Raw genomic sequence first — 12,469 nt, 5'->3', positions numbered from 1 at the left:
TCGCTATCCTACCTCGCCACGGCGCCGTTCGCGCAACAGAAAACGGGCCGGATCGAGGGCCGCGACCAGGTCGGCCTCCAGCGGCAGCGGCTCGCCGTTCAACTGCGCGGCCAGCAGTTCGGCCGCCAGCGGCGCCCAGGTCAGGCCGCGCGAGGCATAGCCCAGCAAGCCGTACACACCGGCGTGGCGCGGCACGTCGCGCAGGCGCTCGATGCGGCTCGCCGCGTCGGGGTCGGGCAAGGCGCCCGCCAGCGGCATGCGGTCCGGCGCAACGCAGCGAAAGCCGACCCGTCCCTGCAGCGGCGCAGCGCGCCCGAGGGCAAGGTCGCCCAGCATGGCGCCGATCTTGGCCAGGTTCTCGTCCTGGCTGTCCTGGCGCAGGGCCGGATCGGCATCGTCGTCGTAGCTGGCGCCCAGGCTGTGCCAGCCGCCCACGGCCGGCGTCAGATACGCTTCGCGGCACAGCACGAAGGGCAGCGCCGGCGCCGCCCCCTGCGCCAGATGGGTGACCTGGCCGCGCACGGGAGACAAGGGCAGGCCGGCGGCGAGCGGCATGTCGGCCGCGCCGGTGCCGTTGGCCAGCACCACCACCGGCGCTTGCGCCAGCACTTCGCCGGCCACGTCGATGGCGCACCAGCCGGCGCCGCGCTGCTCCAATGTCACCTTGCCGGCACCGAAGCGGCGCACCAGCGCATCGCCGCAGGCGGTGAGCATGGCCCCGCAGGCGCTGGCGGGGCGTACCCAGCCACCTTGGCGGAACAGCCAGGCGCCGTCCGGCGCGGGGGCGCCAAGCAACTCGCCCGCCGCCGGCGCTTCCAGCCATTCGGCGAAATCGGCGGGCCAGGCGCGGCTGGCCGCGATGGCGCGCTGGACGTCGGCATGGGCCGGATCGCGCGCCAGTTGCAGCACGCCGCAACGGGCGCTGTCGATGTCGTTGCCGCCGATGCGGTCCCAGTAGGCTTGCGCATACAGGAAGGCGGCGCGCGACAGGCGCGTCATGAGGTTGTCGTCTTTCGAGAGCAGCGGCATGGTGATGCCGGCCAGGTTGCCGGACGCTTCGCGCGCGGGCTGCGCGTGGCGTTCGATCAGGGTGACCTTCCAGCCGCGCGCGCACAAGCGTTCGCAGGCGGCGGCGCCGGCCAGGCCGGCACCGATCACGATGGCGTGGCGCGCGCGCGGCGGCGCCGGCGCGGCCTGCGGACGGCGGCTGGCGAAAACGGCGCGCTGCACCCCGGGCTCCCAGGCAAAGCCGGCGCGCGCCAGGGTCGCCATCTGCGCGTGCGGGAGGCCGTCGGCGTCGAGCAGCGCGCCGGGTTCGGCCAGCTTGCCCAGCGCGTGGGCAAAGCGGGTGCCGGCGTCAGCGGCGCCGCGCAGCCAGATGGCATCGAGCCGCGCGCTCAGTTGTTCGAGCGCGCTGTCGAGCGGCGCGGTGAGCAGGTCGAGCGTGACCGCGTCTTCCACTTGCGGGATGCGCCGAAAGCCCGGCAGCGCTTCGTTGGCCAGCGCAATGTAATGCAGGCGCGCGGGCCGCCGCGGGTCGTTGCGCCAGGCGTGCAAGGTCTGTTGAAAGGCCGCGCCGTCGCCGTAGGCGGCGTCGAATATGACGAAATGGGTGCGTCCGCCCCAGGCAGGTTGCCAGTTCACGGCATCAGCGCCGCTCTTTGCGGAAGCACTGCGCGCCATGGTCGTCGATCATGCCGATGCCCTGCATGTACGCGTAGACGATGGTCGAGCCGACGAATTTGAAGCCGCGCTTGAGCAAGTCTTTCGACACCCGGTCCGACAGCTCGGTCTTGGCCGGCAAACTTTCGCCGACCTGGTAGTGGTTGACGATCGGCTTGCCGTCGACGAACGCCCACAGATAGGCGTCGAGCGAGCTGCCCTCGGCCCGCAGGCGCAGGTAGGCCTGGGCATTGGTGATGGCGGCGGCCACCTTGAGCTTGTTGCGCACGATGCCCGGGTCGGCCAGGAGCGCAGCCACCTTGGCAGTATCGTAGCGCGCGATTTTTTCGGCGTCCCAGTTGTCGAAAGCGAGACGGTAGGTATCGCGCTTGTTCAGGATGGTCTCCCAGCTCAGGCCCGCCTGGGCACCTTCTAGGTTGAGCATTTCAAACAGCGTGTTCTCGTCGTGGCAAGGCACGCCCCACTCGTGATCGTGGTAGTCGAGGTAGCGTTGATTGGCCGATCTGGCCCAGGAGCAGCGTTGAGTAGTCATGATGCAAGTATAGATCAACGCGGCGCTTTCAGCACCGTCGCCAGTACCTCGATGCCCTCGACGATTTGCGCTGGCGTGAGCGACGAAAACCCGAGCAGGAGGCCCGGTGCGAACGCGCACGCGGGCGTGGCCATGCGGTTGGCATAATAAGCCAGCGCACGCGTTTCGACGCCCAGTTCCAGCGCCCGCGCCACCACTGTGGCCTCATCGTGGCCGTGCCGGAAATGCACGGCCAGATCGAGGCCGGCGTCGGACGGTCCGGCCACGACCCGCTCGCCCAGGCGCGCGTCGATCGCGGCCAGCAGCGCGGCGCGCCGTTCGGCGTAGGCGTCGCGGGTGCGCCGGATATGCCGGCCGAAATGGCCGTCCGCCATGAAGTCGGCCAGCACCATCTGCGGCACGATGGCTGTGTGGCGGTCCATTACCGCCTTGGCGCGCACGATTGGCTCGACCAGCGCCGGCGGCGCCACGATGTAGCCGAGGCGCAGGCCGGGAAACAGCACCTTCGACAGGGTGCCGACGTACAGCACGCAGCCGGCGCGGTCCAGGCTTTGCAGGGACGCCAGCGGCGGGCCGGTGTAGCGGTATTCGCTGTCGTAATCGTCCTCGATGATCCAGGCGCGCTGGCTGGTGGCCCAGCGCAGCAGCTCCAGGCGGCGCTGCAAGCTCATGGTCACCCCGAGCGGCAACTGGTGCGAGGGCGTGGCCAGCACCATTTTCGCGTCCGGATAGTTGGCCATGCCGTAGGCGATGTCCATGCCGTCGGCGCCCACCGGCACCGTGCACACGCGCGCGCCGGCGGCGAACAGCGGCGCGCTGGCGCCCTGGTAGCCGGGCGACTCCACCCACACCTGGTCGCCCGGCGCGAGCAGCAGTTGCGACAGCAAGAACAAGCCCTGTTGCGAGCCGGAGGTGATGATCACCTGTTCCGGTGTGCAGCTCACGCCGCGCGAAGCGCGCAGGTAGACGCACAGCAGCTCGCGCAGCGGCGCGTAGCCGGCCGGATCGCTGTAGCCCATGTGGTGGTCGGGGTGGCGCCAGCGCCGCCCCTCCAACCGGCTCCAGACATCGAACGGGAACAGCTCGAGGGAAGGCATGCTGACGCGGAAAGGACGCAGTTTCCCTCGATGGAAGCCGACGTTTTCCATGGCCGTGGCGTAGGCCTCGCCGCGCGCGGACAGGGGGCGCATCGGGGCGTGCGTGGCATCCGCTGCGGGTGTCGCCTGCGCCAGATAGCCGCTGATGAAGGTGCCCTTGCCGACCGCGCCATCGAGGTAGCCTTCGGCGCTGAGCTGGTCGTAGGCGTTGAGCACCGTCTGGCGCGACACCGCGAGCAGGCGCGCCAGTTCGCGCGTGGGCGGCAGCTGCATGCCGGCGCTGAGCGTGCCGCGCAGGACGGCCTCCTTGATCTGCGCGTAGAGCTGGCGGAACAGGGGGTCTGGCGTGCCGCGCGCAAGGGGCAAGGCGGCGAGGATATCGGTAACGAGCATGGCAGTCCGGTGATTGGTCTTCACATAATCGCGTGAATTGGATATTTGAGCAAGCCAAAGCGGGGCATAAGATCAACGTCCACCCAATCACCACCGGAGCCACGCAAGATGCAGCAATTCGAAGCACAATTATCCTGGCAGCGCGGCACGCAGCCATTCCTGGACAACCGTTACAGCCGCGCGCACGCCTGGGCCTTCGACGGCGGCCTGCGCGTGCCCGCTTCCTCCTCGCCGCTGTCGGTGGCGCTGCCGATGTCCGACCCGGCCGCCCTCGACCCCGAGGAAGCGCTGGTCGCCTCGGTATCGAGCTGCCATATGCTGTTCTTCCTGTCGCTGGCGGCGCGCGCCGGCCACGTGGTGGACGACTACCGCGACCACGCCGTCGGCACTCTGGACAAGAACGCCGACGGCAAGATGGCGATGACCCGGATCGTGCTGCGTCCCGCGATCAGCTTCGCCGACGGCACGCGTCCCGACGCCGCCCAACTCGACGCCCTGCACCACGCCGCCCACGCGCAGTGCTACATCGCCAACTCGATCAAGGCCGACGTGGTCATCGAAGGGAGTGCATGACATGTATCGCCCTTCCTGCTTCGACGAAATCCGTCCATCGCTGCTGCTCGGCCTGATCGACGCGCACCCGCTGGGCACCATCATCACGCACGGCGACGGCGGTCTCGACGCCACGCACATTCCGTTCGAGATCGATGCCGGCGATGAGAACGCGCCGTACGGCATCCTGCGCGCCCACGTCTCGCGCGCCAATCCGCTCTGGCGCCACGACGGCGACACCTTGGTGGTGTTCCAGGGGCCGTCGGCCTACATCACACCAGCGCTGTACGAAGACAAGAAAATCAATGGCAAAGTGGTCCCGACCTACAACTACGCGGTGGTGCACGCGCACGGCAGGCTGCGCGCCATCGAAGACCCGGCGTGGATACTCGCGCTGCTCGGCCGCCTCACCGCGCGCCACGAAGCGGCGCAGGCGGTGCCCTGGTCTGTGGACGATGCACCGCCCGATTTCATCGACCGGCTGCTGACGATGATCGTCGGGATCGAGATCCCCATCGAGCGCATACAGGGCACGTGGAAGGTGAGCCAGAACCGCTCGCAGAACGACCAGCGAACCATCACGGCGGCGATGGATGCGCCGATGGCGCGGGAAATGGAGCGGCGCTCGGCCTAGCGCGGCGTCACTTTATCGGCGGCGAGCACCAGGCGCCGTGTCTTGGCGCCGGCTGCCACCTGCACCTCGTCGATATTGGTCACCAGCCTGGCCTCGCCGTCGGCCAGCGCCTGTTCGAGGTAATGAATCAGGCGCGAGAAAACCCCGTCGTGGCGCGTCTCCGGCGTGCTGTAGATGCCGGCCCAGGCATTGCGCCCCGAACGCTTGACCAGGTACAGGCCCTGGTCGGCCAGCTCCACCACTTCGGACCACGACAACAGGCGCGGTTCTTCCTGCACGAACGGAAAGCAGGCGAATCCGATCGAGCAGGTCTTGCGCAGTGCCGTCCCGTCGGGCAGCACGAAGTCGCGGTTGGCGACCGCCTCGCGGATGCGCTCCGCCACCACTTTCCCGTCGTCGCGATGAGTGGCGCGCGCCAGCACCAGGAATTCCTCGCCGCCCCAGCGGATCAGGTAATCGGACTCGCGGAACACTTCGCGCAAGCGCTCCTGCATCTGCACCAGCACCGCGTCGCCGGCGGCGTGACCATACCGGTCGTTGACTTCCTTGAAGTGATCCAGGTCGACCATGAAGAACACCAGGTCCTTGCCCGGCGCATTCTCGCGTTCCGGCGCGCCGTGGCGCAAGGGGTCGTCGTAGCCGCGCAGGCTCATGACCACGTCGGCGTCGACATGCTGCAGGAAGAAGCGGCGGTTGCGCAGGCCGGTCAGCTGGTCGGTCAGGCTGACTTCTTCCAGCGCCTTGTAAGCCAGTTCCAGTTCGACGTTCTTGTCCAGGAGCTGGGCCTGGGTCGCGCTCAGGGCCTTGAGCGTGGCCGCCACCTGCAAATAGGCGCCTGCGTTATCGAGGGCAATGGCGCCGTACGCGCACAAGGTGCGGAAAATCAGGCGCTCCCGTTCGTGATAAGCGCTGGGCTGCAGCGACTGCACCGTCATCACACCCAGTACCCGCTCGCCGATCAGCAGCGGCGCAAACAGCAGGCTCAGTGTCGGCAGGGTACCCGGGATCAGGTTCGGCATGTCGTCGCCAGCGTTCAGGTGGAGCAGGATTTCGCGCCGCTCGCGCACGCAGCGCGCCGAATTGGCATGTTCGTCGGTCAGCGAAAAGCAGGTGGCCGGCAGCGCCTTGCCCGCTTCCACCCCGAACGCGCAGCGCAGCGAACTGCCGTCCGGATCGATCAGGAAGACGGAAAAGTGGGTGGCGTCGAGCAGCCCGTGCACGTGGCGGTCGAGCGCGCGGAACACGGCGGCGGCGTCCAGATGGGTGGTGATTTCCTGCCCGATGGCCGACAGGTGTTCGAGCGTGGCGCTGGTCTGCTGCAGCACCTCGGCGCGCTTGGCTTCGGCCGCGGCGAGCTGGCGGTGATGCTCGCCCTCGGTCTTGGCGCGCTCGGTCTGGTACTGCACCTGCATGGCGACGGCGCGGTTGGTCGCTTCCTGGCTATGGGTCTTGTCGCGCGCGGCGCCGGCGCGCAGTGCGATGTCGTACGCCTGCGGATAGTCGCCGACGCTGGCGTATTCACGCGCCACGGCGTCGTACAGGTCGCCCGGCACCGTGTAGCCGTCGATGGTGGCCGCCACCGCCATGGCCTGCTGAAGGTAATGCAGCGCGGGACTGGGCGCGTCCAGCAGCGCGGGGCCGGGCAAGCGGTGGCGCGCGTGGATCTCCGCCAGCACCTTGAGCGCGGCGATCTGGTTGTAGGCGTCGCCGTGTTCGCGCGCCAGCGCCAGCGCCGCCGCAGCCTTGTCGAGCGCATCGCGAGGGCGGTTCATGTGCGAGAGCGCATGCGCCTGGCCGCGCCGCGCGCCGCTCTGGAAATCGGCCTGGTGCAGCGCTTCGCCGCGCGCCTCCAGGCGTGCGAAGCTGGCCAGGGCCGCCGCATAGTCGCCGCCGTCGAGCGCCAGGTCGCCCTCGTATTCGAGCGCGATGGCGTAGGCGCGCGAGCCGGACATGGGCGCCAAGGTCGCCAGCGCTTCGTGCAGCAGTTCCAGCGCCGCTTCGCGCTGGCCCAGCTGGCGCAAGGTTTCGGCGGTCTGCATCAGAGCCAGGCCGATGCTCATCGGCCAGCCGGTCGGACGCGCCAGATCCAGCCCGCGCTGCATCCATTCGAGCGCGGCGTGATGCGCATTGAGGCTGGTGAAGGCGTTGCCGATATTGGTGGCGACGTTGATCGCGCGCCGCACCTGGCCGGTGGCCAGCGCCGCCTCGAAGGTGTTCATCAACAGGCCGATGGCGCGCCCGAAATCGCTGGCCTGGAAGGCCGAGGTGCCGAGATAATCGTTGATCCAGCCGGCGGCGGCCGGATGCAAGCCTTTTTCGGCGGGGTCGAAGCGCTTGCCCCAGTGTTCATTGGCCGAGTGCAGATTGCGGAATACCGCGAACAGGGCGGCGGCGGCGTCGATCACGTCGGCGCGCAGGCGGTCGCCGGCGCGCCACACATCGTGCGCGGCGGCCAGCAATTCGGCGTCGCTGGCGGCGGCATTGCCGCGATCGACCTCGATCCAGGCGCGCAGCCAGCGCGCGTCGGCGCTGCCGATGGAGTCGTCCTGGCGGTGGAACTCGGCCCAGGCAGCGTCGGCCAGGGTACGCGCCGTGTCGAGCTGGCCGGCCAGCCAGGCTGCTTCGCCATCGATCAGCTGGCAGCGCGCCAGTTCAAGGCGGCGCTCGGGTTCGGGAAGCAAGGTCAGCAGAGGCGCGGCGTCGATCGCCAGCGAGCGGGCGCGCGCGGGGTCGCGCTGGCGCAAATGCCAGGCCAGCGCCAGCATCGGCTTGACGCGCGCGACACCGTACTGGGAAGAAAGCTCCTCTTCCAGCCGAATCAGATCCTGCTCCACTGCAAACATTTCCAGCAATCGAACCCCCAGAATGTGCCGCCACACCGTCGATGGGACATGCTCCTTATTATTTCACAAACAGGCTATCAGAAGTCGTAAATATTTCATATAAGCAACGATACGGCTACCGAAAAGCTCAGGAAGGACAACGCGGTCGATACCAGGATGATGCGCGCCACCCGGCCCGTGTCGGCGCCGAAGCGCTCGGTCAGCAGCGCCACGTTGCTGGCACTGGGCAGGCAGGCGACCAGCACCAGCACCGTCAGGGCGGCCGGATCGATGGGAATGCCCAGGCCAATGGCGGCGTGGCCTATGGCGAGCAGCAACAAGGGGTGGATCAGCAGCTTGATCAGGGCGATCGGGACAACATCGGCCAGCGCGGTGGCCCCGCTGGCATTCATCTGCGAGCGCGCCAGCACCGCGCCGATGGTGAACAGGGCAACCGGCGAGGCGGCGTCGGCCAGCAGGCCGACGGTCTTCATCAGTGGCGCGGGCAGCACCAGTCCCACGCCGGACGCCAGCGCGCCGAGCAGGATAGCCCACGGCATGGGGTTGCGCAGCATGCCGGCCAGGGCATTGCGCAGGGCGGCCGCGCTACTCTGCCCGCCTGCCGGCCCCAGGCGCGACAGGGCGATGCACAGCGACGTTGTGATGACCAGGTCGACCACCAGCGCCACGATCACCGGCCCGGACGAGCGCGGCCCGAGCAGGGCCAGCAGCAGCGGCACACCCATGAAGCCGGTGTTCGGAAAGGCGGCCACCAGCGCCCCGAAGGCGCCATCGTTCCAGCCGGCGCGGCGCAGGGTAACCAGCATGGCCAGGCCCACCGTCGCCAGCGCGCACAGCAGGTAGACGCCGAACAGCCCGGCATCGAGCAGCTGGGTCAGCGGCGTGGTCGAGCCGAAGCGGTACAGCAGGCACGGCAAGGCGAAGTACAGGACGAAGCTGTTCAGGCCCGGAATGGCCAGTTGCGGCAGCAAGTGGCGCCGCACGGCAAGGTAGCCGCACAGGACCAAGGCGAAAAACGGAAAGGTAATGGCGAGGATGGCGAGCATGAATGGTCATTGTAGCGTTACCGCTCAGCTCGCGCTCGCCACCCTCCCGCCGCCGGCATCGACAGCATTCGCGCGCGGGACTTGCCCGCTTTGCCTATTGTCCCGACTTCTCCGTCCCCGTTCTGGAGTTGCCCATGGCGGTATTTTTATTGCCGTGCAACTCCTGCGCCGCGTTCAGATGCTGTTCCACGGTAGGCGTCATGCGCATTACCAGCGCCTTGACGTCGCCATCCTTGGCGCGCGCCTGCGCCCGGGTCAGCATGCCGTGGGTTTTCTTGTGCTCGGCCACACCAGCCTGCGCCATGTAGGCGCGGTCGAAGGCATCGCCCGACAGCGCGGCCAGCTTGTCGGCCCTGGCCTTGTGCGCGCGGTCCAGGGTGGCGGGCAAGGTGATGCCCCTGGTCTGCGCCAGTTGCTGCACCTCGTTCAGCGCCTTGGTATGGTCGTCGATCATTTGCTGCGCGTATTTCTTGACCTGATCGTCCTGGCTCTTGCCCTGGGCGGTGCGCGCCACCTCGATCTCGGCCATGTTCGCCATGGCCAGGTCGGTGACGATCTTGCGGTCCGTGCTGCTGATGGTGCCGGTTCCGCTGCCGCCGGCGCCGCTGGCCGTGCTGCCCTGGGTGCCGGTCTGTCCGCCGCCGCCCTGGCTGCCGGACTGCGTCCCGGTGGTCTGGGCCTGGACGCCCAGGGTGGCGCACAGCGCAGCCGCGGCGCAAATGCCGATCAGTCCTTTTACTGGTTTCTTGTTGAGCATGTCGATCTCCTGATGAGGTTGGGATTGAAGCCCGCGCGCGAGCACTTGTCACTTTTTGACAGTGCGCCGGCCCCGCAAGTTCACCCTGGCCTCATCCGAATGATGAAGATGACGAATGGCATCCCCAAATGAAAACACCGCCGGCAAGCGGCGGTGCTGGACGGCGGCAAGCGAGGATCAGCGCTGGTACATCGCGGCGTACTTGAGGCCGTAATAGATGACGAACAGGTAGCAGGCGGCCGGCACCAGGAACGACAGCTGCACGCCGAACGCATCGGCCAGCACGCTTTGCGCCAGCGGCACCAGCGCGCCGCCGACGATGGCCAGAAGACGCGGCCAATCGCTCACCTCAGCTCCTCGCACTTGAGCGCATCCTTGTCGAGCGCCGCCCCGCCGGCCACTTCGATATTGGCAAAGGCCGCGCTGAAAGCGGCGTCGCTGGCCACCGCGAACGGCGTTTCTACTTTGGCCAGGTCGACGCCCCTGGCCGTGAAGCAGGCGAGCGGAATCTTGACGGTCTGCCTGGCCTTGCCCACCAGACCCTTGAAGACCGCAGTCAGGTCGAGCGCGGCGCCGTCCATCGACACCAACACCTTCCCGGCGGGCGCGGTGCTGACGATGGTATCGAACTGCAGCGCGCCATCCTTGGTGGCGAAGGCCGGCAAGGCCACGGCCTTGGCGCCGTGCGCTTCGAGGCGCGCAGGGCCGCTCCAGGTGACGCTCTTGGCATCCTGCTGGGTATTGACCTGGGACGTTTCGATCTTCACGCCGGACTGGGTGAACGCGTTGTTCAAGTCGGCGCCGAGCGCGCTGCGCTTGTCGCCCACCACCGCGTACAGCGGCCAGGTGGCGCGGTCGGACTGGTTAAATACGGGATACAGATTGGTCACGCCGCAGCCGCCGTCAGCGTAGCTGGCGCCGAGCTGGCCGACTTGCTGGCGGCTGGCGTAGGTCAGGCCGTAGCCGGTCTTGAACAGCGGCGCGTAATCGGCGCCGCCCACGTTCACGGTGGCCTGGCAGATCGACTTGGGCCACGAGAACGACAGCTTGCCCGTGAAGCCATGGGCGCCCTTGAACAGCACGTCGGCCACGCCCTTGCCTTCCGAGCCAGGCAACCAGGCGGCGACAAAACTGTCGGACAGATTCATCAGGTCATTGGTGTACAGCGCGCGGCCCGACACCAGCACCGTGACCACCGGCTTGCCCTTGCCGGCGACGGCCTTGAGCACGGCCAGGTCTTCCGGATAGCGTCCGCTGTGGCGCAGGGTGCCGGACGGGCCGATGTCGCCGCCGAACTCCGCGTACGGCGTTTCGCCGATCACCGCCACCACGGTATCGAAAGCGGCCACGTCGACCCCTTCGGCGGTGGCGCTGTAGGTCACGTTGGCGGCGCCGGCGGCTTCGCGGATGCCGGCGAGGATGGTGTCGCCGTTCGGGAAGTCGCTGTTCTTGTTATCGGTCCCCTGCCAGGTCAGCGACCAGCCGCCGGTCTGCAAGGACAGGCTGTCGGCGCTTTTGCCCACGACCAGAATCTTCTTGCCGCGCTGAAGCGGCAACGTTGCGCGGTCGTTCTTGAGCAGCACCAGCGATTCGCGCACCATCTGGCGCGCCAAGGAGCGTGCCTGCAGCGCCTCCGGCTTGCCGGCGTACATGCCGGCCGACGGCTTTTGTCCGAACAGGCCCGCGCGCATCTTCACGCGCACGATGCGGGTGACGGCATCGTCGATGCGCGTCATCGGAATCTCGCCCGCTTGCACCTGCTTGATGGTGTTGGCGATGAAGGCTTTCCAGTCGATCGGCACCATCACCATGTCGATGCCGGCGTTAATCGCCTGGGCGCAGCTGTCGTTGCGGCAGCCCTTGACCTGGCCGATGCCGTCCCAGTCGCTCACCACCATGCCGTCGAAGCCCATCTTGGTCTTGAGGATATCGGTCAGCAGTTCGCGGCTGCCATGGACCTTGCCGTAATCCTTGCCGGACGAGACATCGTTCCAGCTGTTAAACGACGCCATCACCGTCTGGGCGCCCGCTTCCAGCGCGCTGTAGTAGCCGGCGCCGTGGATGTTCATCATTTGCGCGGGCGTGGCCTTGGTGATGCCCTGGTCCTTGCCCTGGTCGGTGCCGCCGTCGCCCATGAAGTGCTTGGCGGTGGCGATCACGTTGGCGTCGTCGCGCAAATTGCCCTGCATGCCGCGCACGTATTCGCCGGCGTAGCTGTTGACCAGTGCCGGATCTTCCGAAAAGCTCTCGTAGGTGCGGCCCCAGCGATCGTCCTGCGTGACCGCCAGGGTGGGCGCGAACACCCAGTTGATGCCGGTCGCGCGCACCGCCTTGCCGACCGCCTCGCCCATGCGCAGCGCGAGCTTCTTGTTGTGCGCCGCGCCCAGGCCGATATTGTGCGGGAACAGGGTGGCGCCGTACACATTGCTGTTGCCGTGCATGGCATCGATGCCCCAGATGACCGGCACTTTCACTTTCATGTCGGTGCTCATCGAGGCGTCGTAGAACTTGTCGGCCAGCGCGACCCAGTCGGCCGGGGTGGCGTACTTGTTCCCGTTCGGCCAGCTGCCGCCGCCATTCAAGACGGAGCCGATGTAAAACTCGCGCACCTGTTCGGGCGTGATGGCCTTGATCTCGGGCTGGGTCATCTGGCCGATCTTCTGCGCCAGGCTCATGCCGGCCACGATGCCGGCGACTTTCGCTTCGAGCGTGGCGTCCGGGGCGATGGCGCTGCGCACGCGCGGCCAGTCAGTCAGGGTTTTGGGAGCGGCGCCGGCATGGCTCGCGTGCAGCAGCGCGACGGCTGCGATAAGGCAGGAATTCTTGATCATGGTATCGGTGCGAAAAAGTGGAAATGCCTGCCGGTGAACACCGGTGCCAGGACCCGATCTGCTGCTGTCATAAATTGGAAACGCTCCCAATCGAAGATCAA

The 12,469-nt window shown here is 67.7% G+C and carries 10 protein-coding genes; 2 read left to right on the top strand and 8 right to left on the bottom strand.

Annotated elements, in window-relative coordinates; all coding sequences use genetic code 11:
* Positions 1-3 precede the first annotated feature (3 nt).
* The 3 genes from mnmC1 to pdxR are packed head-to-tail and all read right to left on the bottom strand — an operon-like array spanning position 4 to position 3,705.
* A complete protein-coding gene (gene mnmC1, locus IV454_RS11560) occupies positions 4-1,644 on the bottom strand; it encodes an FAD-dependent 5-carboxymethylaminomethyl-2-thiouridine(34) oxidoreductase MnmC1 (RefSeq protein WP_229522194.1) in 1,641 nt (546 codons plus the stop codon).
* A 4-nt stretch (positions 1,645-1,648) separates the two neighbouring features.
* Positions 1,649-2,215 carry a DNA-3-methyladenine glycosylase I gene (locus IV454_RS11555; protein WP_206091571.1) on the bottom strand — a complete coding sequence of 189 codons (567 nt, stop codon included), beginning with the start codon at positions 2,213-2,215 and terminating at the stop codon, positions 1,649-1,651.
* Positions 2,216-2,229: 14 nt separating this feature from the next.
* On the bottom strand, positions 2,230-3,705 hold the full coding sequence (gene pdxR, locus IV454_RS11550) for a MocR-like pyridoxine biosynthesis transcription factor PdxR (protein ID WP_206091570.1): 1,476 nt from the start codon (positions 3,703-3,705) through the stop codon (positions 2,230-2,232).
* A 108-nt stretch (positions 3,706-3,813) separates the two neighbouring features.
* Between pdxR and IV454_RS11545 the strand changes: the two genes are divergently transcribed.
* Both IV454_RS11545 and IV454_RS11540 read left to right on the top strand, forming a co-directional pair.
* A complete protein-coding gene (locus IV454_RS11545; RefSeq protein WP_206091569.1) occupies positions 3,814-4,278 on the top strand; it encodes an OsmC family protein in 465 nt (154 codons plus the stop codon).
* A gap of 1 nt (position 4,279) precedes the next feature.
* On the top strand, positions 4,280-4,891 hold the full coding sequence (locus tag IV454_RS11540) for an FMN-binding negative transcriptional regulator (protein WP_206091568.1): 612 nt from the start codon (positions 4,280-4,282) through the stop codon (positions 4,889-4,891).
* On the opposite strand, the gene IV454_RS11535 is transcribed toward IV454_RS11540, so the two are convergent.
* From IV454_RS11535 to IV454_RS11515, 5 genes are all read right to left on the bottom strand, one after another.
* Positions 4,888-7,734, bottom strand: coding sequence for a GGDEF domain-containing protein (locus tag IV454_RS11535; RefSeq protein ID WP_206091567.1), 2,847 nt, complete (start codon positions 7,732-7,734; stop codon positions 4,888-4,890). The two genes, IV454_RS11540 and IV454_RS11535, sit on opposite strands and share 4 nt — an antisense overlap.
* 95 nt (positions 7,735-7,829) lie before the next feature.
* Complete coding sequence (locus IV454_RS11530) at positions 7,830-8,780, bottom strand: AEC family transporter (RefSeq protein WP_206091566.1); 951 nt, start codon at positions 8,778-8,780, stop codon at positions 7,830-7,832.
* A gap of 94 nt (positions 8,781-8,874) precedes the next feature.
* Positions 8,875-9,537, bottom strand: coding sequence for a DUF4142 domain-containing protein (locus tag IV454_RS11525; RefSeq protein ID WP_206091565.1), 663 nt, complete (start codon positions 9,535-9,537; stop codon positions 8,875-8,877).
* Between the two features lie 177 nt (positions 9,538-9,714).
* Positions 9,715-9,885 carry a hypothetical protein gene (locus tag IV454_RS11520; RefSeq protein ID WP_307730219.1) on the bottom strand — a complete coding sequence of 57 codons (171 nt, stop codon included), beginning with the start codon at positions 9,883-9,885 and terminating at the stop codon, positions 9,715-9,717.
* The gene (locus IV454_RS11515) at positions 9,882-12,368 is read right to left on the bottom strand and encodes a glycoside hydrolase family 3 protein (RefSeq protein WP_206091564.1); all 2,487 of its coding nucleotides are present in this window, start codon (positions 12,366-12,368) and stop codon (positions 9,882-9,884) included. Before IV454_RS11515 ends, IV454_RS11520 begins: the two co-directional genes overlap by 4 nt.
* Between the last annotated feature and the right edge of the window lie 101 nt (positions 12,369-12,469).

The organism is Massilia antarctica (genome assembly GCF_015689335.1).
Lineage (GTDB): Bacteria > Pseudomonadota > Gammaproteobacteria > Burkholderiales > Burkholderiaceae_D > Telluria_A > Telluria_A antarctica.
The sequence above is the reverse complement of the archived record's forward strand: the minus strand, read 5'-3'. Positions and strand labels throughout refer to the sequence as shown.

Coding starts and splice junctions, on each gene's coding strand:
- IV454_RS11555 (WP_206091571.1), bottom strand. CDS start 2,215: ATGACTACTCAACGCTGCTCCTGGGCCAGATCGGCCAATCAACGCTAC.
- pdxR (WP_206091570.1), bottom strand. CDS start 3,705: ATGCTCGTTACCGATATCCTCGCCGCCTTGCCCCTTGCGCGCGGCACG.
- IV454_RS11545 (WP_206091569.1), top strand. CDS start 3,814: ATGCAGCAATTCGAAGCACAATTATCCTGGCAGCGCGGCACGCAGCCA.
- IV454_RS11540 (WP_206091568.1), top strand. CDS start 4,280: ATGTATCGCCCTTCCTGCTTCGACGAAATCCGTCCATCGCTGCTGCTC.
- IV454_RS11535 (WP_206091567.1), bottom strand. CDS start 7,734: ATGTTTGCAGTGGAGCAGGATCTGATTCGGCTGGAAGAGGAGCTTTCT.
- IV454_RS11530 (WP_206091566.1), bottom strand. CDS start 8,780: ATGCTCGCCATCCTCGCCATTACCTTTCCGTTTTTCGCCTTGGTCCTG.
- IV454_RS11525 (WP_206091565.1), bottom strand. CDS start 9,537: ATGCTCAACAAGAAACCAGTAAAAGGACTGATCGGCATTTGCGCCGCG.
- IV454_RS11515 (WP_206091564.1), bottom strand. CDS start 12,368: ATGATCAAGAATTCCTGCCTTATCGCAGCCGTCGCGCTGCTGCACGCG.